14 protein-coding genes are annotated in these 22,007 nt (G+C 68.6%); 7 read left to right on the forward strand and 7 right to left on the reverse strand.

Annotated elements, in window-relative coordinates; translation table 11 throughout:
- Positions 1–48 precede the first annotated feature (48 nt).
- On the forward strand, positions 49–195 hold the full coding sequence (locus ACFYO1_RS34085; RefSeq protein WP_387240337.1) for a hypothetical protein: 147 nt from the start codon (positions 49–51) through the stop codon (positions 193–195).
- A gap of 635 nt (positions 196–830) precedes the next feature.
- Here ACFYO1_RS34085 and ACFYO1_RS34090 read toward each other — a convergent pair.
- The 6 genes from ACFYO1_RS34090 to ACFYO1_RS34115 all read right to left on the reverse strand — a co-directional run bounded on the left by ACFYO1_RS34090 (position 831) and on the right by ACFYO1_RS34115 (position 6,927).
- Positions 831–1,565, reverse strand: coding sequence for an ABC transporter permease (locus ACFYO1_RS34090; RefSeq protein WP_387240340.1), 735 nt, complete (start codon positions 1,563–1,565; stop codon positions 831–833).
- 205 nt (positions 1,566–1,770) lie between these two features.
- Positions 1,771–2,676 carry an STM4011 family radical SAM protein gene (locus ACFYO1_RS34095; protein WP_387240343.1) on the reverse strand — a complete coding sequence of 302 codons (906 nt, stop codon included), beginning with the start codon at positions 2,674–2,676 and terminating at the stop codon, positions 1,771–1,773.
- A 2-nt stretch (positions 2,677–2,678) separates the two neighbouring features.
- Positions 2,679–4,019, reverse strand: a complete 1,341-nt coding sequence (locus ACFYO1_RS34100) for an STM4012 family radical SAM protein (RefSeq protein ID WP_387240346.1) — start codon at positions 4,017–4,019, stop codon at positions 2,679–2,681.
- Positions 4,016–4,837 carry an STM4013/SEN3800 family hydrolase gene (locus ACFYO1_RS34105; RefSeq protein WP_387240349.1) on the reverse strand — a complete coding sequence of 274 codons (822 nt, stop codon included), beginning with the start codon at positions 4,835–4,837 and terminating at the stop codon, positions 4,016–4,018. The genes ACFYO1_RS34100 and ACFYO1_RS34105 overlap by 4 nt, the downstream gene beginning before the upstream one ends.
- Positions 4,824–5,939, reverse strand: coding sequence for an STM4014 family protein (locus ACFYO1_RS34110; protein WP_387240352.1), 1,116 nt, complete (start codon positions 5,937–5,939; stop codon positions 4,824–4,826). Before ACFYO1_RS34110 ends, ACFYO1_RS34105 begins: the two co-directional genes overlap by 14 nt.
- A gap of 10 nt (positions 5,940–5,949) precedes the next feature.
- Positions 5,950–6,927 (reverse strand): STM4015 family protein, encoded by a 978-nt coding sequence (locus ACFYO1_RS34115; RefSeq protein ID WP_387240355.1) that lies wholly within the window; start codon positions 6,925–6,927, stop codon positions 5,950–5,952.
- 200 nt (positions 6,928–7,127) lie between these two features.
- Between ACFYO1_RS34115 and ACFYO1_RS34120 the strand changes: the two genes are divergently transcribed.
- On the forward strand, positions 7,128–7,406 hold the full coding sequence (locus tag ACFYO1_RS34120) for a hypothetical protein (protein WP_387240358.1): 279 nt from the start codon (positions 7,128–7,130) through the stop codon (positions 7,404–7,406).
- A 48-nt stretch (positions 7,407–7,454) separates the two neighbouring features.
- The gene (locus ACFYO1_RS34125; protein WP_387240361.1) at positions 7,455–8,465 is read left to right on the forward strand and encodes a DUF6745 domain-containing protein; all 1,011 of its coding nucleotides are present in this window, start codon (positions 7,455–7,457) and stop codon (positions 8,463–8,465) included.
- 8 nt (positions 8,466–8,473) lie between these two features.
- Here the strand turns inward: ACFYO1_RS34125 and ACFYO1_RS34130 are convergent, their stop codons facing one another.
- Positions 8,474–9,250 carry an IclR family transcriptional regulator gene (locus ACFYO1_RS34130; RefSeq protein ID WP_387240364.1) on the reverse strand — a complete coding sequence of 259 codons (777 nt, stop codon included), beginning with the start codon at positions 9,248–9,250 and terminating at the stop codon, positions 8,474–8,476.
- Positions 9,251–9,712: 462 nt separating this feature from the next.
- Here ACFYO1_RS34130 and ACFYO1_RS34135 point away from each other — a divergent pair, with 462 nt between their 5' ends.
- From ACFYO1_RS34135 to ACFYO1_RS34150, 4 genes are all read left to right on the forward strand, one after another.
- On the forward strand, positions 9,713–10,918 hold the full coding sequence (locus ACFYO1_RS34135) for a glycoside hydrolase family 76 protein (RefSeq protein WP_387240367.1): 1,206 nt from the start codon (positions 9,713–9,715) through the stop codon (positions 10,916–10,918).
- Between the two features lie 324 nt (positions 10,919–11,242).
- A complete protein-coding gene (locus tag ACFYO1_RS34140; RefSeq protein ID WP_387240370.1) occupies positions 11,243–14,368 on the forward strand; it encodes a type I polyketide synthase in 3,126 nt (1,041 codons plus the stop codon).
- 22 nt (positions 14,369–14,390) lie between these two features.
- Positions 14,391–15,362, forward strand: a complete 972-nt coding sequence (locus tag ACFYO1_RS34145) for an AfsA-related hotdog domain-containing protein (protein ID WP_387240373.1) — start codon at positions 14,391–14,393, stop codon at positions 15,360–15,362.
- Positions 15,363–15,467: 105 nt separating this feature from the next.
- The gene (locus tag ACFYO1_RS34150) at positions 15,468–21,950 is read left to right on the forward strand and encodes an SDR family NAD(P)-dependent oxidoreductase (protein WP_387240376.1); all 6,483 of its coding nucleotides are present in this window, start codon (positions 15,468–15,470) and stop codon (positions 21,948–21,950) included.
- Positions 21,951–22,007 lie beyond the last annotated feature (57 nt).

A 22,007-nucleotide genomic window follows, 5' to 3' on the forward strand; every position in this document is an offset into this window, starting at 1 on the left:
TAGTCGGCTGCATGTGCGTCGGTGCAATTTATGGTAAAGGAGAACGCAATGTCTCGTGTGAAGTTCTCGGCTCTCGCCGCGATCGTCTTCGGCCTGGTCCTGATCGGTCCTGGAGCGGCGGACGCGTCGACCGACGGTGCTGCCCTCCCGGCTACAGGTGGTCACGCGACCTGTTTCCCACCCGGGTGCTGGTAGGTCCCGTCCTCTAGTACGGGGGCTCGCTACAGATCGCCTAGCTGAGAAATACGACCCGCCCAGAAATCGATCGTTTGTTGGACACCGGCTCGGCCGGACTGAATCGGCACGTCGCCCACGCCGGGGCGGTGTTCAACAAACGTGTCGAAAACGGTTGGTGCTCAGTGAGTCCTGTCAGACGTTTGTTTCTGCCCTACGACGCCATCGTGCCGGGGCGCACGACTTAACACGAACATCCGCTCATGCCGCTGATCGGTTGTTGGTCAACCACCCTGATCACTTGCGCCGCAAAGCTTCTCAGCGCACGTACATGCCGGGGAGTGGACGACGACCAGGCGCGTGGGGCTACGCGCTGAATGCGACCGACCAGGGCCGTTTTGCAACTTAAGGTTGAGCAATCGTTGGAGGCTTTGGCGGTCTGTGCCCCAGCCGTCGATCATTGTGCGCCCGGCCCGATTACGGCAGAAACGTGGGACGGCTGGATCGTTCCAGGGCGCTCGCCCGAAGCACGTGGCAGGTCGACGGGGCATAGGGTTTCGCAGCGGGTGCCACATTCGGCCATCGGTAGGCAGCACTGTTTTGCGGTCTCGGACAGACGCGGACTCGGCCAGTTGAACGAGTCCGGGTACGCCGGATTAGTTTTGGCGGTGTACGTGACCGGTGGCGACCAGTTCGATGGTCGTTGCGACCGCGCATGATTGGGCGAGGAGCAGGGCGAGGAGGACGAGGATCTGGACGGCGGCGGCGTGGGCGGGGGAGCCGCTGGCGACGAGGACGCCGACAAAGGCGCCGGGGAGGGTTACCAGCCCGACGGTTCGGGTTTGGTCTACGCCGGGGAGTAGGGCGTCGGTCGCGGTGGGCCGGATGATCTCCAATCGGGCGTCGCGGTCGAGGAATCCGAGGCTCAGGGCCGCTTCCACCTCGCCGCGGCGGTCGGTCAGCGTGTCCAGGGTGCGTCGGGCGGCCAGCGAGGTCGCGGTCATCGTGCCGCCGAGGATGATGCCGCCGATCGGCACGATGGCGACACCCTGCAACGGAACGACGCCGCTGACCAGCATCGGCAGCAGCGTCGCCAGCAATCCCACACCGATCGAAAGCGTCAGCCACGCGGCGGATCGTCCCGCCTGTGCTCGCCGGGCGGCAGTGAAAACGGCCGCGCCGAACATGACCACCAGCACCAGGATCGACGACCACAGTGCGGACAAGGCCGCCGCCAAGATCGACGCGACGGCGGCCAGCTGAAGCACCGCGCGTCCGGCTGCCAACGGCGCGACCGGCACCGGGCCGAGTTGCGCGACCCAGTACACCGCCGCGGCCGCGCCAACCAGAACCACGCACAGCACCGCCAGGCCGACCCCTGGCGTCACCATCGAATTCATCCTCGGCCTCCGCGGACTCGTGCGCACTGACGGCACCATCATTGGTGAGCCGTCACCACAGTGTTCGACCGGCCAGGTCGGTGGACTACCGCGCCGACCGCGTACCAGCACCCGCACTGCACAGATTCGTGATCCTCGAGCAGTTGCTACGGCACCAGCGCTACATCGGCAATAGTCCGAGCCGCGCCGCGACTGGTCATGCCCGCGGCAACTGGAAGGTCAGGTCAACCGGCCGGGGCACGGTGAGCAGGGGTAGGGATTCGGCGGTGGGGATGCGTTCGAGCACACCGCCGGCGAAAACGTCGTAGAGCGGGAGGGTTTCGAGGTGGACGTAGCCGATGTGGCAGTCGCACACGGTGAGCGGGCAGGCGCGGGGGCCGAGTGCGTTGCGGAACGAATCGTCGTAGAGGTTGCCCAAAGTGTCGCGGACGAAATGGCAGCGGCGCACGCCGCCGTCGCCGTCCACCGAGATGACCGACGAGCCGGTTCGGCAGGCCTGGCCCGCGGACTCGTGCGGGTGGCGGCTGAAGGGGAACAGGGGGTCGAGGGCGGTCCAGTTTTCCGCTTGGGCGTCGGTATAGGTGTGGCCTTCGGCGGCGTTCACCCAGAGGTAGATGTGGCCGGGAAGGTCGGCGCGCAGTTGTCGCGCGGATTCGAGATGCTCTGGGAGGCCGACTATTCCGACGCTGAAGCGGATGCCCGCGTCGGCCAGCCTGGCGGTCTTGTCGAGGAATCGCCGGTAGGGCGTTTGCCCGGGGTGGTAGGTGCACCAGAGGGCGAGCGTGCCGGTATCGGCCTCGGCCAGCCAGTCGGTGCGGCAGCTGAGATTGGTCTGGATGGCGACGCGATCGATATGCGGCGCGTGGGACAGTTCGACCAGGGCGCGCCGATACCAGGAACGCACCAGGCCTTCACCCCACGGGGTGAAGAGGATGGAAAGCCGGTCCCCTGTCTGCCGGTGTGCCCAGGCGGTGAAGCGTTCGAGGGCGGCCCGATCCGCGCGCAGTTGCGCGGTGCTGTCCCGGCGTTTGGCGAACGGGCAGTAGGGGCAGTCGTAGTCGCAGGAGGCGAGCGGTCCGCGGTAGAGGATGGTCAGGTTCACGGTTACCGCGGCTCGTAGGCGGCCATAGCGGCTTGCACTGCGGGGGAGAAGAATTCGGGGCCGATCGCGTCGGAGTAGGCGAGACCCATGCCGGTGAGACGCAGCCGGCCGGGTTCGGTGGCTGCGAGCCAGCCACGGTCGTCGAGGGTGCGCAACTCGACCGGGAAGTCCTGCCAGGGATCGTTTCCGAACTGCGCCAGGTAGTCCGCGATGGCGAAGCCGTCGGCCTGCAGCAGCGACTGGAGCAGATATCTGCGCTTCGCCTCATCCTGATCGATCACCCTGCCGTGTACCGCGCAGCTGAAATCGGTGGTGGCGGTGTAGGTATCGATGATCGTCCGGACCTCACGCATGGAGACCGCGTAGTCGAACGAGTAGTGCAGTCCCGAGGTGTAAGAGCGTGCGCCACAGCCGAGTCCGATCATGCCGTCGGTCTGGCAGGCATAGTCGTCGGGCCCCTGCGGCGGGGCGTCGGCGCGGCGGAACATGCGCATGGAGACCTGCTGGTAGCCGTGTGCGAGCAGATGATCACGCCCCTCGGCGTATAGGCGCAACCGCTGTTCGTCCCAATCCAGGTCGGCGACAGCGGGATCGGCGTGCCGGCCGAGCCCGGTCAGCGGGCGCACGTACAGCGGATAGAGGTAGAGCTCTTCCGGCCGCCATGCCAGCGCCGCGTCGAGGGACACTCGCCAGCTCGACTCGGTCTGACCATCGATGCCGTAGATCAGGTCGATATTGAGGACCGGGATGCCGGTGTCGCGAATACGCCCGAGCGCCGCCTCGACGTCCGCGCGCCGCTGCGGTCGCACGGCGGCGCGGGCCTCCGCATCGATGAAGCTCTGCACGCCGATGCTCAGCCGGGTGGTCCCGCGCTCGGCCAGGACCGCGAGTCGATCGGTGGTGGCGGTGCTCGGCGAAGTCTCCACCGACAACGGAATGGACCGCAGGTCAGCGCCCATGAGCACCTCCGCGATATCGCACAGCCGCGACAACTCGGCGGCCTCCAGATAGGTCGGGGTGCCGCCGCCGAACGCGGCGTTCGCGAAACGCACCGGTTCTTCGTCGCCGAGGGCCGCCCGCACGGCCTGTGCCTGCCGGGTGAGGGCGTCGAGGTAACGACCGGTGAGCCCGTCCGGCGCGCCGACCCGGGTGAACAGATTGCAGAAGCCGCAGCGCACCTCGCAGAACGGAATGTGCGCATACAGCGAAAGGGCTTGCCGCGGTTGACCGGCCCAAAGATCGGCGAGCGCGAGGCGCGGCGTCAGCGGCCGGTACGCGGTCTTGTGCGGATACGCGTACACGTAGTTCTGGTAAGGCCGCGGTAGCGCGACGGTGTCGATCATGTGGCGGACTCCAAGAAGAAGTGACCGTAGGGGACCGTCCATACGGATTCGTGGCCCAGCCGATGGCCGGTGTACCCGTCGTCGCCGTAGGCCGTGCCGTGGTCGGAACAGACGATCGCGAAACAGCGCCGCCGGGAGCGCATGGCGTCGAACAGCCGGTCTACCTGCGCGTCGATGTATTGCAAAGCGGCAGCGTGGGTTTCGCGGCTGTCTCCGGCTTCGCGGGAGGCGCCCGGCAGATGGAACCAGTTCGGTTGGTGGAGGGTGGAAGCGTTGAGGAACAGGAAGAGTCGCTGCTCGGCGGGCAGGGCGGCGACCACTCGCTCGGCACAGGCCACCTGAGCTTCGAACGACGTCGGCGAGGCCACGGAAAAGTCCGGCTCCCAATGGCTTTCGGCGAACAACCCGGGCAGCACATTGCCGAGCGCGCCCCGTTTGTTGAAGAACCCGACGCCGCCGACGCACACCGTGTGATAGCCGTGCTCGGCGAGCGCGGTCACCAGATCGGGGGAGTCGAAGACGTAGGTCCCGTCCGCGGTCGTCTCACTGCCGGCGAAGCGCGCGGCGAACAGTCGCGGATGCGGACCCGGCGTTGCGGGCGTCGGCAGGAATCCGGCGAAGATCGCCTGGTGTGAGGCGTAGGTGAAACTGCCTGGCGCGTGGCGCTTTTCCCACTGGCCGTCCGGGAGATGGGCGGACAGGTTGGGCAGTTTGCCCGCGGCGGCGAGCTCGGCCGCGACGTCGTAGCGGAGCGTGTCGAGGGTGAGCAGCAACAGATCGTCGCGGCCGACGACCTCGTTCATGTCAGGCCGGTGCATAGGTCACCTCCGGTGAATCCGGTTGCCGAGCAAGGAAAGCGGGTGCGGCGCGAAGCTGCGCGGTGTAGGTGTCGATGCCCGCGGCGGGACCGTCGGTCAACCCGGGGAGTCGCGGCAGCAGATCGCCGAACGCGTTGACCTCCCCGACCACGAACCGGCGCCAGCCGATCGAAGGCAGCAGATCGATGCCGACACACAGGGTTGCGGGAAAGCACGCGGCCGCCCGTTCGCAGATCGTCAACGCCTCGGCCCACCGATCACCCGCCGCCGCGCGAACGGCGGCGAGGTCGCCGCGAGTACCGCCGAGGTGCAGGTTGGTCATCGGCGCCCGGCTCGTCCGCACCACCGCGTGGGTGGCTCGCCCCGCGACCACCAGCACGCGCAGATCGGCGGTGCGGCCGGCCAAAGACGCCTTCGGCACCCACTGTTCGATGTGCAGCCCGTCGGGCGCGAGCCGGTCGACGATCGCGGCGATCTCGGATTCGCGGGTATAGCGACGGAGCGCGAGCGAGTTGTGCAGGCCGTCCGCGGCGACCTCCACCGAAGTGGTCGCCTGCCATCGGCCCGCACGGGTCGACTCGATTGCCAGTACCCCCGATGCGGACGAGCCGTGCGCGAGCTTCACGAAAACTCGGGGAAGTCCGTTGTGGCGCATTCGATCTCGCACATCGGACCAGCCACGCACGGGTGCCGCGACGCCGGATGTAGGCGAGGCGGGCACCGGCACGCCCGTGGCGTCGAGGCGGGCATGGCAGCGCCGCTTGTCGAACAGCACCGCCAGCTCCGCCGGATCGTCGAGCCGGCGACCACCGCGCAGCGATCCGACCGCGCCGAGGAACCGCGTGTACCACCGGGCCGAACCTTCCACGCGGGTGGTGTCTTTCACGTCGCGCAGCAGCTCGTCGACGTCCGGGTTCTCACCGGGAGAATCGAGTCGGACGAGATCGTCTGCGGCGAAGTCGTGACCGCCGTCGCGCAGCACGTCCCGCCAATCGACGACCAGCGGTGCGGCCACACCGGCCGCCCGCGCGGCCTCGACGAACAGGTGGACCCGGCGATTCTCGCTGTTGCCGATGACGGTCCAGCGCTGCGGCGATCCCATCGACCGTGACTCATTCACCGACGGCGACGTAACGCCAGACGGTGCCGTCGTCCTCGTCTTCTTCTTCGTCGGCGTCGTCGCGATCCAGATCCAGCCGCACCCCGGCCGGCTCGAGCGCCTCGGTCAGCCGAGTGCCCATCTCCGCGGAGAGGTAATTGTGGTGCAGGTCGAGGAAGCTCAGATGGCTGAGGGGTTGCCCGCTGAGCAGGGCGGCCGCGCCGTCGTCGGTGAGCACGCCCATGGAGACGTCGAGCACGTCCAGCCGGGCCACCACCGGAGCCGACGCCAGCGCGGCGCAGATCTCGTCCTGGATCTCACTGTTGCGCAACGCGAGATGCTTCAGGCTGGGCAGGTGGGTCCCGGCGAGGATCGGGGCGAGATCGTCGGTGTCGGCGTCGCCGCCGTACTCAGCGACGCCGAGCCACAGGTCGAGATGGGTGAGCGCGGGCAGGTCGCTCTCGGCGATCCCGCGCACGACCTCCGCGTCCAGGCCGCCGGTTTCCACGGTCAGCTTTTCCAGGCGTTCGTGCCGGACGGGCGCGAACTCCAGATCCTGGCCGCCGCGCACACCGAATTCGGTCAGCTCGGGGAAGCCCTCGAGCAGTACCGTCACCTGTCCTTGATTGATCCAGGAGATCTCGCACTCCTCGCCGACAATGTCGCCGATGAACAACGCTCGCAGGTTCGGCAACCGATCCGCCGCAGCGAGCAACGCGGCGAATACCTCGTCCGGCCCCTTGTCGTACGCGTCGGTCCAGCAGCCGACGATCAACGCCCGGACCTGGGTGAGGTCGACTGCGTCGGCGAAGTCGGCGAAGGACGACGCCCACGAACCCGACTCGTCATAGGCGGCGACGCCGATGCGCCAGGCCACCGAGCCGGCCGCGGGCAGTGTGTCCACCGACCGCGCCGGGCTGCCCGAATCGGCAGTCGGGAAGTCGAACGCGGGCAACCCCCCGAGCTCGTGCAAGTGGTCCCCAACGGTCATGTGTCCCCGCCCCTTTCGGCCGGTTTCGAGAATGATCAGCTGCTTTCTACCAAGCCCCTCCGACAACTTCGGAACCGGGCGGTCTTTGTCGGACCCGGTCGCTACGGTCCTCGGCATGGCACCGATTCCGGGCCGCGGTGGGAGGAGAAACCATGTATCGGCAAGGCGACGTTCTGATCGTTGCGCTGACGGAGAGCGCGGTGCCCGAAAGGGCTGTGCACGCGGCCTCGGAACCGCGCGACGCGCGCGGACGTCTGGTCCTCGCGCTCGGTGAGGTCACCGGCCACGCCCACGCGATCCCGAGTCCCGGCAGGCTGATTCGCGAGGCGGGCGCGTTCGGGCCGATGCTGCTGCACCTACCCGAGGGCGGGCGCGTCGTCCACGAGGAACATGCCGCCATCACGCTGCCGCGGGGCTGGTATCGAGTGGTGCGCCAACGCGAGTACGTGCCGGGTTCGGTGCGGATCGTGGCCGACTGAACAAAACCGGTGTCAGGAATCTCGAGCGAGCACAGGAAGAGCGAAGACGTGACGGAACATGATGTGTGGCGGTCGATTTCGGCGCAGACCGGCGCCGGCGACCGGGCCGCGGCGGAAGCCGGGGTGCGTGCGGCCTACCGACTGGCGGGACTGCGTGAGCCCGCGCGAATCGTGTGGGCCGGTTCGCCGTTGACCGCGGTGCGGATGCTCTCGGACGGTGAGCTGGGGGAGCGCGGCGCCAGCGTGCGCGAGGCGTTGCGCAGCGGGCCGTGGGCCGCCGAACGCGCCCGTGTGCACGCGGAATTGGGCACGAAGGCGTTCAACGACCATTGGCAGACCACCGGCGCGGACCTGTGGGAGCTGACCCGGACCGTCGTCGACCGCATCCGCGCGGGCGTCATCGAGGCCGCGGCGAGTAAGCCCAAGGAGCGCACCCGCGTCCGCCTGTTACTGCTCGATGCCGTACTCGGCCAACACGACGCCGCCTGGCTGTGCGCATTCGACACCGCCGCGGGTTCGCCACTCGCCGGATTGGCGGCGGTCGCGCGGGAAGCGGGCTGGTGGTGGCCGTACGAGAACATCGCCCTGATCAGCGAACGTCCCACCGAACTGCACCGGGACGAGGCCGGCCGCCTCGACCGCGGCGACGGCCCCGCGCTCGCCTACACCGACGGATTCGAGCTATACGCGTGGCGCGGCATGGCCGTCAGCGCCGAATTCCTCGACAGCCTGCGCGGATTGACGCCCGAGCGGATCCGCGCGGAGGAGAATGCCGAACTGCGCCGCATCATGCTCGAGTACTACGGCTACGACCGCTATCTCGACGAATCCGGCGCGCGCCCGCTGCATCGCGACGAGACCGGGGTGCTGTGGCGGATCGCGCTCGACGGGGACGAGGACGTGGTGATGGTCGAGGTGGTCAACTCCACGCCGGAACCCGACGGCACCCATCGCACCTACTGGCTCCGCGTGCCGCCGACGACGCGCACCGCCCGCGAAGGCGTGGCCTGGACCTTCGGGCTCGCCGCGGAGGTCTACGAACCGGTGCGGCAGACCTGAGGCATCACTCAGGCGCTCCTCGAGCTCAGCATTTCGGCAAGGTCGCGCTCCAGCGATGCGGCGAGGGCGACCGTGGCGCGGCGCAGCGCGGGGGTCGTGGTGGTGCTGCCGCGACCAGCCAGGCCCAGCGCGCCGATGAGATTGCCCGCGGCGTCGTGCAACGCGACGGCGGTGCATCCCCATCCCAGCCTGGATTGTTCCTGCTCGACGGCGATTCCGGTGTCCCGGGCATCGGCGAGGAGCGCGCGAAGACGACCAGGGTGTGCGGGGGAGTAGCGAGTGAGCGGTGCGCAGCCGGTCGTCAGGACACGATCGGCTTGCTCGGCATGATGGGCGAATTGCAGCCTGCCGGTCGCGGTGAGCACCACACTCTGGCCGAGCGAGGCCAGCGACGGCCAGGCGGTTTCCCGCATCGAACGACGGTGTGTTGCACCGAAAACGGTCCCGGCATTGACGAGCTCGCCGTTGTGCAGCCCGCAGTAGAAGGCGATCTCGCCGGGCGCTCGGGCATAGAGATCCTGCAGGTATGGCTGCGCGGTGTGGGCTGTCCGCTGATGCCAGGTGGAACGCAAGCCCTGATGGATCAACCGGTCGCCGGCCCGATAACCCTGCGGCGTCCGGGTCAGCATGCCGCGCTGGACGAGCGCGTCGGCGATCCGGCGAACGGTCGGCTTCGGAATGCCGGTGTGCTTGGTGAGCAGTGCGAGGGTGATCGGCGCCGGCGCGCTGCTCACCGCGTCCAGGATGGTGACGGTGCGACCGACGACTGTGCGGTCATCCTCCATGGCAACCCCCCGTTCCGGTGTCGGCGGACACCGGCTCCCGAGGTGTCCGCCTGGTATATCGCAGGGATCACCCCGATCGTGTCACTGATCGACACGGCGATGATGCGATCGCCCGTTCCCGCATCCACGGTTTGTCGGCACGTTCCGACCCGAGGCTCGGACATCGCCTGCCAACGGCGTTTCCGGCGACGTCGCGTGGTTCCGCTAGCTCGGCTACCACACTGGTGCAAATGCGAAAGCCTTATGGCACGCCAGCACCGGACGTATTCTATGCTGTAACGTAGATATGCGCATCTATCCATGAAATCTACCGTTCGGTGATCGACTCGCCTGCCCGATCTCCCGCCCAGGGCAGGCCGGGATGGGAAATCGCCGCCGCGCTGGAACAGTCGTCGCAGGATAGAATCCATCCGCACGGTTTCTGCCTCTGATGATCATGCTCAGTAAAGGGAGTCCGAGCGGATGGATCGCCGGGACAAGGGGATAAGCCGGCGCAACGTGCTGGTGGCGGCGGGAGCCTCGGTCGTGCTGACCGCGCTGGCGGAGCCCGCGCAGGCCCTGACGATCACGCGGAAGGTGTCCGCCGGCCCGGACGACCCGGGGCAGCGAGCGGACCTGGCCGAGCAGGCGATCGTGCAACGGCACGTGCGCACGCTCTGGGGCAGACCGCAGCTGCGGATGGGCACGCTGTACTGGCCGGGTACCTGGCTCGATCAGACCTTCGTGAAATGGTGCTACTGGTGGCAGGCCCACCTGCTGGACTGCGCGGTGGACGCCGCATACCGCGCCCGCACTCCGGAACGGATCGAGCGAGTTGTCGCGCTCGCCCGCGGCATTCGGGTCCGCAACCTCACCGGCTGGACCAACCGCTACTACGACGACATGTCCTGGCTGGTGCTGGCGCTGGAGCGGGCCGACCGGCTGCTCGGCGTCCGATTCACCGAAGCGGTCGACGAACTGCGGTCCGACCTGGTCGGCGGCTGGGACCCCGTCGTCGGTGCGGTGCCCTGGCGGATCGACGACGAGTACTACAGCACTTCCGCGATCGGCCCGGCCGGCATCGCCATGGCGCGGTTGGGCAATCTGTCCCGGGCCAAAGAACTCGCCGACTTCCTGGAGACCCGCTTGCGGGACAGCGACACCGGCCTGATCTTCGACGGCATCCACGAGCCCGGCGGCCGGGTGGATCGCTCCGCACTCACCTACTGCCAAGGCGTCGCTATCGGATTGCAGACCGAGTTGGCAATCCGCACAGGCGAATCGGTGCATCAACGCCGGGCGGCGTCCCTTGTCGCCGCGGTAGGGGACCGCATGACGGAGGCGGGGGTGATCGCGGCGGCCGCGGGAGACGACTCCGGTTTGTTCATGGGCATTCTCGCCAGGTATCTCGCGGAAACCGCACTGGCCCTTGGCGATACCACCGCCGCGAGCATTGTGCACGCCTCCGCGCGGGCCGCCTGGAAACACCGCGCCGAAGTGGACGGCCTGCCGTTGTTCGGCGTGGACTGGCGGTGCCCGGTCACGGTGCCCGCGCCGCCGGGCACCTTTTCTCAGCTCATGTACTCCTCGGCCGCGTCGTCGGGGAACCTGAGCCGCGATCTCTCGGTCCAGCTGAGCGGGTGGATGCTGCTCGAGGCTGATTACCGGCTCGCCGCCGCCGGGCGCTGACCTCGCGGTCGAATTCGCCGGACATATCGGCACTTTCGCGTACCGTCCGGTTGGGTTCTTTGTCCGAATACCCCCGGATGGGGGGTTTTGCCATGTCCGCAAATTATGCGCGACTTATCAATACATTATGCAAAGGCGGACTTCTATAATTTGTCTGTAAGTTGTTCCGGTTGACAACTTTTGGCACCGCGGTAATGCTGTCTGCGGAGGTCGAAGATGAACTTTACGCCCTTGATCGACGCTTCGAATTATGACGAACAAATCGATTCCGTCGGCCGGCCGTTGCCGTCGATCTCGGCCCAGGTGGGGAATCGAGGATGACCGATGGCCGACGAAGCTGAACTACGCAGGTACCTGAAGAAGGCGGCCCGCGAACTGTACGAGACGCAGCAGCGGCTGCGCGAGCTGGAGGCGAAATCCAGTGAGCCGGTGGCGATTATCGGGATGTCGTGCCGGTTTGCGGGCGGGGTGCGGTCACCGGAGGACCTGTGGGACTGCGTGATAGCGGGGCGCGACCTGATCGCCGAGTTTCCGGCCGACCGGGGCTGGGATCTGGATTCGATATTCGAGGCCGATCCGGACGTATTCGTCGAATCCAGTGCCGGTCGCGGCGCCTTCCTCGACCGACCCGGTGAATTCGACGCCGGATTCTTCGGCATCAGCCCGCGCGAGGCGCTGGCGATAGACCCGCAGCAGCGGCAGGTGCTGGAAGTTGCCTGGGAGACCATCGAGCGCGCCAGAATCGATCCGGCGCAGTTGCGGGGCACCGATACCGGTGTATTCATCGGCATGACGAGCCAAGGTTATGGATTGGGTGCGCCGGCCGGGATGGGCGACGCGGAATCCTATTTGGTGACCGGAAATATCTCGGCGATGGCGTCGGGCCGGGTCGCCTATCTGCTCGGCCTGCACGGGCCCGCGGTCACGCTGGACACCACGTGCTCATCGTCGCTGGTGGCTCTGCACCAGGCGGTCCAGTCGCTGCGCTCGAGGCAGACCTCGATGGCCCTGGTCGGGGGTGTCACGGTGATGGCGACGCACCTGACCTTCGCGATGTTCGCCCGGCAGCGCGCGCTCGCCGCCGATGGCCGCTGCAAGGCGTTCGCGGCCGGCGCCGACGGTACCTCCTGGGGCGAGGGCATCGGCATCGTCCTGGTCGAACGGCTCTCGGACGCAGAGCGTCTGGGCCACCCGGTGCTGGCGGTGGTGCGCGGTTCCGCGGTGAACTCCGACGGCGCGTCGAACGGGCTCACGGCACCCAACGGCCTGGCCCAGCAGCGGGTGATCGCGGCGGCGCTGGCCGACGCGCGGGTGCGGCCGGACCAGGTAGACCTGGTGGAGGGGCACGGCACCGGCACGGTGCTCGGTGACCCGATCGAGGTGCAGGCCCTGCACGCCACCTACGGCAAGCAGCGCCCCGCGGATCGGCCGCTGTGGCTCGGATCGGTGAAATCGAATGTGGCGCACACTCAATCGGCCGCCGGGGTGGCCGGGCTGATCAAGGCGGTGCAGGCGATCCGGCACGGCGTGGTGCCCCCGACCCTGCACGTCGACGAGCCGACCACACACGTGGACTGGTCGCCGGGGACGATCCGGCTGGCTACCCGGGCCCGCCCGTGGCCTGAGCACGACGGTCCGCGCCGGGCGGGCGTGTCCTCGTTCGGCATGAGCGGCACCAACGCCCACGTCATCCTCGAACAGCACGTGCGGCCCGAACCGGACCTCGCCACCGACCGTGTGGCACCGGCCTCGCCCGTGGCCTGGGTGCTGTCCGGGAAGAGCGCGGCCGCGGTGGCCGACCAGGCATCGCGGCTGCACGCCGCGCTGACGGCCGATCCGGACCCGAGTCCCGCCGCGGTCGGCTATTCGCTGGCCACCACCCGGACCGTCTTCGACCATCGCGCCGTGGTGGTCGGCCGCACCCGCGCCGAGCTCGTCGACCAGCTCACCGGCCTGTCGGCCTCGAGCTCGGTCATCCGCACGCACGGGCGCGGCACCGGCAAGACCGCGATGATGCTGCCCGGCCAGGGCAGCGAGTGGATCGGCATGGGCAGCCAGCTGTATCGCGAATTCCCGGTCTACGCCGCGGCTTTCGATGAACTGTGCGCGAGTTTCGCGCCACTGCTGGACCGTCCGTTGCGGCAGGTCGTGTTCGATCAAGCCGAGGAGCGGCTGCTCGAGCGCACCGATTACACCCAGCCCGCGCTGTTCGTGGTTGAGGTCGCTCTCTTCCGGCTGCTCGAATCCTGGGGCCTGCGCCCGGATTTCGTCATCGGGCACTCGATCGGGGAGCTGGCGGCCGCCCATGTGGCCGGCGTCTTCACGCTGCCGGACGCCGCGGCGGTGGTGGCGGCGCGCGGCCGGCTGATGCAGCGGCTGCCGCCCGGCGCGATGGTATCGCTGCGGGCACGTTTGGACGAGGTGCTCGAGTCGCTGGCGGGGTTGGAATCGGACGTCGCGGTCGCGGCGTGCAACGGACCCAACGCCACGGTGATCTCGGGCAGTGAGGCTGCGGTGCTGACCGTCGCGCGGCAGTGGCGTGAGCGAGGACGCCGGGTGAAGCGGCTGCGCGCCGACCGAGCCTTCCATTCGCCGCACACGGACGGCATACTGGCCGAATTCGGGCAGGTCGTCGCGGGTGTGCCGCGCAACTCGGCGTCGATTCCGATGATCTCCACGGTAACCGGTGCGCCGGTCTCGGCCGACGACCTGGGGTCGGTCGGCTATTGGCAGCGGCAGGCGCGCGAACCGGTCCGCTTCGTGGACGGGCTGCGGCATCTGCTCGAGGTGGGCGTCACCACCTTGATCGAGGTGGGGCCGGGCACAGTGCTGTCGGATATGAGCTACGAGTGCATCGACGATGCCCGGTGCGTGGCGATTCCGGCGCTGCGATCGGCGACCGGCGAGGCCGACGGGCTGGTGAAAGCGGTTGCGGGCGCGTGGGTTCGCGGCATACCGGTGAATTGGGGCGCGACGTTCCCGGAGGCCAGGACCATCGACCTGCCCACGTATGCCTTTCAGCGACAGAACTATTGGCTCGACACCATTGTGGGAGGCAATTCATCAGCTGCGGCAACGGCGTTCGACTCGAAGCCGATCTCGGCCGTCGGTGCCCTGCCCGCTGCCTCGATGTCGCCCGTGCAGGAGCGACTTTCCACCCTGCCCGCCGCGGAATGGCCGGACATCCTGCTCGACGTGGTCATCGCACAATTGCGCGAGATCGTGGTGGACCTGCTCGACGCCGAGATCGACCTCGACGCGTCCGTCCTCGACCTCGGCCTGACCTCGCTGTCCGTCCTGGAGTTCCGCAGCAGGCTCACTGTGGCTGCCGGAACCACGGTCTCGGTCGAGGATCTGCTCCGCAATCCGACGCCCCGGGCCGTTGCCGCATTGCTGGCCGCCGCCGTGCACCTGCCGGATCGGCCCGAATCAACCGTGCTCACGGTGTGAACGCGCACCGAAAGGAACGCCGATGACCAAGAATTTGCTGGAGGCCGGGCCGCCACGGCGCGAGGGCCTCACCTTCGATCAAACCGTGCCGCGCGCGCTCGCCCATCGCCGCGCGCTCGGCGAGGTGTTCGTCGCGGACACCGTGCAGGTGGGGCCGGGTGAGTTCCTGGCCGCGATCCAACTGCCGCGGGCGCACTCGCTGTGGTTCGACCGGACGGTCGACTACCACGATCCGCTGTCCACCGTCGAAGCGATCCGGCAGGCGATGCTCGTCGTCGGCCAGCGCTACGGGCAGATGCCCGCAGAAACCCCGCTCAGCTTGCAGCGCTTGACTTTCAGCGTGGAGGACCTGAGCGCGTTCCGGGACAACCGGCGCTCGCCGCTCGAGGGCATCGTCCGGATCCACTCCGACCAGGGGCGCCAGGGCGACTACTTCGTCGACACCGCGTTCGAGGCGACCCTGACCATCGACTCCGCGTCCGCGTTGACCGTCGGCGGCAGCGGGATCGTGTTCACCCGCGACGCCTACGACGGCATGCGCACGGTCCAGCGGGCCGAACGCGCCACCGGGGTGACCGGCGCCGGGCCCGTCGTCACCCTGGTCGAACCGGTGCGCGTAGGCCGCCGCGATCACCGGAATGTGGTGCTGGCGACGGTGCCGCACGACGACGGAGTGGTGCTGGTGGTCGATCAGAGCCACCCCTCCTTCTTCGATCACCCGTACGATCACGTGCCAGGGCCGCTGCTGCTGGAGGCGTTCCGGCAGGCGGCGATCATGGCGGGCGGCAGTCCGGACACGCCGGTGGTGACCGCCGCCGAGGTCGAGTTCACCGGATTCGCGGAATTGGACGCGATCGTCGAGTGCACCGCCGAGGCCGACCACGAATCCGGCTCGGGCGCAACCGAAGTCGTCGTCGGCCTGCACCAGTTCGGCAAGCAGGTCGCGCACGGCCGCGTCGAGTTGTCGCCCTATCCCGCCGACAGTTACCGATAGGCATCCCGCCGACCGTTCGGCCACAACACCACTCGTGAAACCGGGACATCCGTCGCGCAGGGTCGCGTCCGGATCGGACTCGTGCATGCAGGAAGGCGAACAACGATGGCAACCGAATCCGACCTCCGCAAGTACCTCAAGCGGGCCGCGATCGACCTCCAGGACACGCGACAGCGGTTGCAGGATATGGAATCCCGGGCGCACGAACCGATTGCCATCGTGGGCATGGGCTGCCGGTTCCCCGGCGGTATCCAGAATCCGGCCGACCTGTTCCAGGCGACGGTCGAGGGCCGAGACATGATCTCCGAGTTCCCGGACGATCGCGGCTGGGATATCGAGTCGGTTTACCACCCGGATCGGGAGCACCGGGGCACGTTGTATGTCCGGCGCGGCGGGTTTCTCAGCCGGGCCGGCGATTTCGATCCCGGATTCTTCGGCATCTCGCCCCGCGAGGCGTTGGCGATGGATCCGCAGCAGCGGCAGCTGCTCGAAGTCGCCTGGGAGGCAATCGAACACGCGAGCATCGATCCGGCCACGCTGGCAGGCAGCACCACCGGTGTGTTCGCGGGGGTGATCACGTCGACGTCACGGACGGAGCCCGACGATCCGAGCGGGTTTCACGGAATGATGCTGACCGGCAACACCGGCAGCATCGCCACCGGGCGGATCGCCTACATCCTGGGCCTGGAGGGTCCTGCGGTGACGGTGGATACGGCGTGCGCGTCGTCGCTGGTCGCGCTGCATCAGGCGGTGCGCTCGCTGCGCGGCGGTGAGATCTCGATGGCGCTGGCGGGCGGCTCGACGATGATCACCGGGATCGCCGATTGCGTGGAGTTCTGTGCGATGGGCGCGCTCGCACCGGATGGGCGTTGTAAATCGTTCGCGGACAACGCCGATGGGTTCAGTGTCGCCGAAGGAGTGGGCGTCCTGATGCTCGAGCGACTGTCCGACGCGCGCCGCAACGGCCGCCGGGTGCTGGCGGTGATCCGGGGTTCGGCGGTGAATCAGGACGGGGCGAGCAATGGGCTGACCGCGCCGAACGGTCCGGCGCAGCAGCGGGTGATCAGGCTGGCGCTGTCGGACGCCCAGCTGGCCGCGCGTGAGGTCGACGTGATGGAGGCGCACGGCACCGGCACCGCGCTGGGCGATCCGATCGAGGCGACCGCGCTGCTGGCCACCTACGGCCGTGAACGGGTGAACGAGCCGTTGCTGCTGGGATCGGTGAAGTCGAATATCGGGCACAGCATGGCCGCCGCCGGGGTAGCCGGTGTGATCAAGATGGTCGAGGCGTTGCGTCGCGGCATCGTCCCGCCCACCCTGCACGCGGACACCCCGAGCACGCAGATCGATTGGGACAGTGGGCAGGTGGCCTTGGTGACCGACCTGCGGGCGTGGCCGGCGAACGGTCACCCACGCCGGGCCGCGGTGTCGTCGTTCGGTATCAGCGGGACGAACGCGCACCTGATCCTGGAGCAGGCACCGGTCGAGGAGACCGCGCCCCTGCCGGAACGCGTTGTGCCGCCGCTGATTCCCTGGATAATCTCGGCGAAGAGCCGGGACGCGCTGATCGGTCAGGCGCGGCGGCTGGCGCAGTGGGTTCGGCAGGACCCGGACCTGGATCCTGCCGATGTCGGTCTGTCGCTAGTGGATTCCCGGACCCGGCACCCGCATCGCGCGGTAGTGCTCGGGCGTGGTCGCGACGACCTGATGGCCGGGCTCGCGAATCTGGTGGCAGGCAACGAGGTCCCCGATGTGGTGGTCGGCGCCGGTGCGGTCAAGGGCAAGACCGTCTTCGTGTTCTCCGGGCAGGGCTCGCAGCGGCCGGGGATGGGTCGCGAGCTCTACGACGCCTTCCCGGTGTACCGGGCGAAGTTCGACGAGATCTGTGCGCTGTTCGACCCGTGGTTGACCCGGCCGCTACGTGCGGTGGTCTTCGCCGCACCGGACAGCGACGAGGCGGCGCTGCTCGATCGGACCGATTTCACTCAGGCCGGGCTGTTCGCTGTCGAGCTGTCGCTCGTCGAACTATTGCGGACCTGGGGAGTGAAACCCGATGTGGTACTGGGGCATTCGATCGGTGAGCTGGCTGCCGCCTGTGCCGCCGGTCTGTGGTCGCTGCCCGACGCGGTGCGGCTGGTGGCCGCGCGTGGCACGTTGATGGCCGCGTTGCCCACGGGTGGTGCGATGATCGCGCTCGCCGCCGGCGAGGAGGTCGTCGCGCCGCTGCTGGCCGGACGGGACGGTCAGGTGGGTATCGCGGCGGTGAACTCCCCTGACGCCGTGGTGATTTCCGGGGTCGAAGCGGTGGTCGAGGAGATCGCGGCAGGCTTGGTGGCGGACGGGGTCAAGGCGACACGGCTGCGCGTGAGTCACGCGTTCCATTCACCGTTGATGGCGCCGATGCTCGCGGAATTCGAGTCCGTGTGTGCTGAACTGAGCTACCACGAGGCGACGGTGCCGGTGGTCTCGAACCTCACCGGTCGTATCGCGACGCCCGATGAGCTGCGGGCTCCCGGATACTGGGTCCGGCATGTCAGTGCGCCGGTGCGGTTCGCCGCAGGGGTCGCGAGCGCCGCCGAATTCGCCAGGGCCGGTGCGACATTGCTCGAAATCGGACCGTCTGCCGGGCTGACCGGTCTGGTCACCGACAGCGTGGCGGACGATGCCGACTTCGTCGCCGTTGCGGCCCTGCGAGCCCAGCGCCCGGAACCGGTCGCGCTGCTGAGCGCCGTTGCGGCGGCGCACGGCCGGGGCACGCCCGTCGACTGGTCGGAGCTGTTCGCCGGCACCGGTGCGCAGATCGTCGAATTGCCCACGTACGCCTTCGATCACAAGAACTACTGGGTCGCCGGCGGGAAGGGATCGGGCGATCCGCGGCAGTTCGGTTTGGGCGCGGTGGAGCATCCGCTGCTGGGTGTAATGGTCGGTGTGGCCGATGGCGGCGGGGTATTGCTGTCCGGCCGGTTGTCGCTGTCGTCGCACGGGTGGCTGGCCGATCACGTGGTCGGCGGACAGGTTCTGGTGCCGGGTGCGGTGTTCGTGGAGTTGGCGTTGTTCGCGGCGGGGGTGGTGGATGCGGCGCGGATCGGCGAGCTGGTGTTGTCCTCGCCCTTGCGGCTCGCTGAGCGGGGCGCGGTACAGCTACAGGTTCGGGTCACCGAGGGGGAGTTGCCGGGAGAGTGGCAGATCGGCGTCTTCGCCCGGGCCGAGGGTTCGGGAGAACAGGACTGGACGAATCACGCTTCGGGGGTGCTGGACTCGGTGGCGACGCCCGCTGATATCGGTGCGGACCTGCGCGTGTGGCCGCCGGTCGGCGCGGTCCCGATCGAGGTGGGGGATGTGTATGCGTCGTTCGCCGCCGGTGGGTACGTGTACGGGCCGACGTTCCAGGGGGTGAAGTCGGTGTGGCGGCACGGGGAGGAATTGTTCGGCGAAGTGGCGCTGCCGGAGGACGCGGTCGGTGACGCGGGACGGTTCGGATTGCATCCGGCCCTGTTGGACGCGGCATTGCAGGTGTCACTGGTGGGGGACGCGGCCACGGGCGGGGTGGGGCCGCTGCGGTTGCCGTTCGTCTGGGAGGGGGTGTCGCTGGCGGCGGTGGGCGCCTCGGTCGTGCGGGTGCGGGTGGCATACTCCGGTGATCGGATGGAGGTGGTGCTGGTCGATCCGGCGGGCGGACTCGTCGCGCACGTCGAATCGCTTGCCCTGCGCGATCTTTCGCTCGATGCGCCGGCGGGACCGGCTGCTTCGGTCACCGACGCGCTGTTCGAATTGCACTGGGACGCCGCACCGCAGACCGCGATGGCCGCCGGTGGTGACTGGAGCACGCTCCCTGATCCGGAAGTGAGCGACGGTCGGCCGTGGAAATTGGAGCGGTGCAACGATTCCGGTCGCGATGTCATCGTGCTCACCTGTCCGCGGGACAGCTCGATCGCTGATCCGCAGGCGTGCGTGATCGGCGTGCTGGAACGCCTGCACTCGCTGCTGGCCGAGCCGGATCTCGCGGCCGCGACACTCGTCGTCGTCACCCACGGCGGCGTCGCGGTCGACGGCGGCGCGGATATCGACCCGGGCCAGGCCGCGATCTGGGGTCTGCTGCGCAGCGCGCAGAGCGAGCACGAGGATCGGATCGTCCTGCTGGACCTGGACGCTCACGCCGACCTTACGATCGAATCCGCCGACGCGGAACGCCGTGCGGCGGTGGCCGCCGTGCTGGCCGCTGGCGAATCACAGGCGGCGGTGCGACGCGGTGCGGTCTTCGTGCCGCTGCTGGCGCGGGCCGGCGCGGATACGACAACGGGTGCGCACCTCGCCGATGCGGAGTCCGCCTGGCAGCTGGGTGTTTTGGGTAAGGGCACGCTCAACGGTGACAACATGGTGCTCGCGCCCGCGGACGACACGACGGAACTGGCCCCGGGGCAGGTGCGCGTCGCGGTACGCGCGGCCGGCATGAACTTTCGCGACGTGCTGATCACGTTGGGCATGTATCCGATCGAAGGCGCGCCGGTCGGCGGTGAGGGCGCCGGCGTGGTGTCGGCCGTCGGTCCGGGCGTCACGCGATTCGAACCGGGCGACCGGGTGATGGGCTTGTTCGCCGGTATCGGGTCGAGTGTCGTCGCCGAGCAGTCGGGGGTCGTGCGGATTCCGCCGGGCTGGAGTTTCGAGCAGGCGGCGGCGGTGCCGGTCGTGTTCGCGACGGCGTATCACGCGCTGGTCGATCTGGCTGGGCTGCGATCCGGTGAGCGGGTGCTGATCCACGCGGGGACCGGCGGTGTCGGCCTGGCGGCGATTCAGCTGGCGCGACATCTGGGCGCCGACCTGTATGTGACGGCGTCCGAGCCGAAGTGGCCGGTGTTGCGTGCACTCGGCTTCGGCGAAGAGCGGATCGGCAATTCGCGCACCCTGGATTTCGAACAGAAATTCCTGGCCGAGACCGGAGGTCAGGGCGTGGACGTGGTGCTGGATTCGCTGGCGGGCGAGTTCGTCGACGCCTCACTGCGATTGCTGCCGCGTGGTGGCCGATTCCTGGAGATGGGCCTGACCGACCTGCGCGATCCGGCCCAGATCGCCGCGGCCTATCCGGGTGTGCGGTACGCGGCGTTCCAGCTGATGGAGCTGCCCGCGCAGCACCTGCAGAAGATCCTGAGCGAACTGTGCACGCTGTTCGAAGCCGGTGTACTGCAACCGCTTCCGGTCACGCAGTGGGATGTGCGGCGCGCGCCGGAGGCGTTCCGGTATCTGTCGCAGGCGCGGCACATCGGCAAGAACGTGCTGACGGTACCGCGGCAATCGGACCGCACCGGCACCGTGCTGATCACCGGCGGCACCGGCGGATTGGGCGCGCAGGTGGCGCGGCACCTGGTCGCCGCGCACGGCATCGAACATCTGGTGCTGGCCTCGCGGCGTGGCCCGGCGGCCGAGGGTGCGAGCGAGCTGGTCGCGCAGTTGCGTGCGGCCGGCGCCGATGCGGAAGTAGTGGCGTGTGATGTGTCCGATGCAGATGCGGTGCGCGCGTTGGTGTCCGGAATCGATCCGGCCCATCCCTTGACCGGCATCGTGCATACCGCAGGTGTGCTGGACGACGGCCTGTTCACCGACCTGACACCCGAGCGCGCGGGGAAAGTGCTCGCGCCCAAGGCGAATGCCGCGTGGCACCTGCACGAGGCGGCGAAAGATCTTCCGCTGTCGATGTTCGTGCTGTTCTCCTCGATCGCCGGGACGGTCGGCTCACCGGGGCAGTCGAATTACGCCGCGGCGAACGCGTACCTGGATGCGCTCGCGCTCTACCGGCGGCGGCGAGGGCTGGTGGCGACCTCGATTGCCTGGGGCCTGTGGGAGCAGTCGACCGGGATGACTGCGTCGTTGACCGACCTCGATCGCGGGCGTCTGCGTGCCGGTGGGTACCTGCCGATCGGCACCGGCGACGGCATGGCGATGCTGGATGCCGCGCTGAGCACCGGTCAGCGGTCGGTCGTGGCGTCGCGGATCGATATCGCGGCCCTGCAGAAGGCGGAAACGGTGCCGCCGATGCTGCGCGGTGTGGTGCGGCGAATGCGCAAGGCCGCGGACGCGGGACCGGCCTCGGGCCTGGTCGCCGGCCTGGCCGGTGTGAGTGCTGCCGAACAGATCCGGATTCTGCTGGATCTGGTCCGCACGCATGCCGCCGCGGTGCTGGGGCACGCCTCGGCGGAGGCGGTCGGCGCCGATGATGTGTTCAAGGACTTGGGCTTCGATTCGCTGGGCGCGGTGGAGTTCCGCAACCGGCTGAAGAACGCGACCGGGTTGAAACTGCCGACGACGGTGGTGTTCGACTATCCGACGGCGGAGGCGCTGGCCGGGTATATCGCCGCCGAGATCGTGCCGGTCGAGGACGTCGTGGACCGGATCGTCGCCCAGGTGGATGTGCTTTCCGGGGTGTGCGACGGGGTCGAGCTGGATCGGTCCGAGGTCGCCGCTGTGACCGAGCGGCTGACCGAGATCATCCGAAGTCTGCAGGGCAGTGGTGGTTCGGGTCTCGACCTGGACGCCGCCGACGACGACGAGATCTTCGACTTCATCGACCAGGCGCGTCCCACCGGCTACGTGTGACGTTCCGCGGCGACGGCTCGGCGCGGACGCCGTCCCGATCTCGGCCAGACACTATCG

Origin of the sequence: Nocardia sp. NPDC006044, from assembly GCF_042871115.1 — a bacterium.
Taxonomy (GTDB): Bacteria; Actinomycetota; Actinomycetes; order Mycobacteriales; family Mycobacteriaceae; genus Nocardia.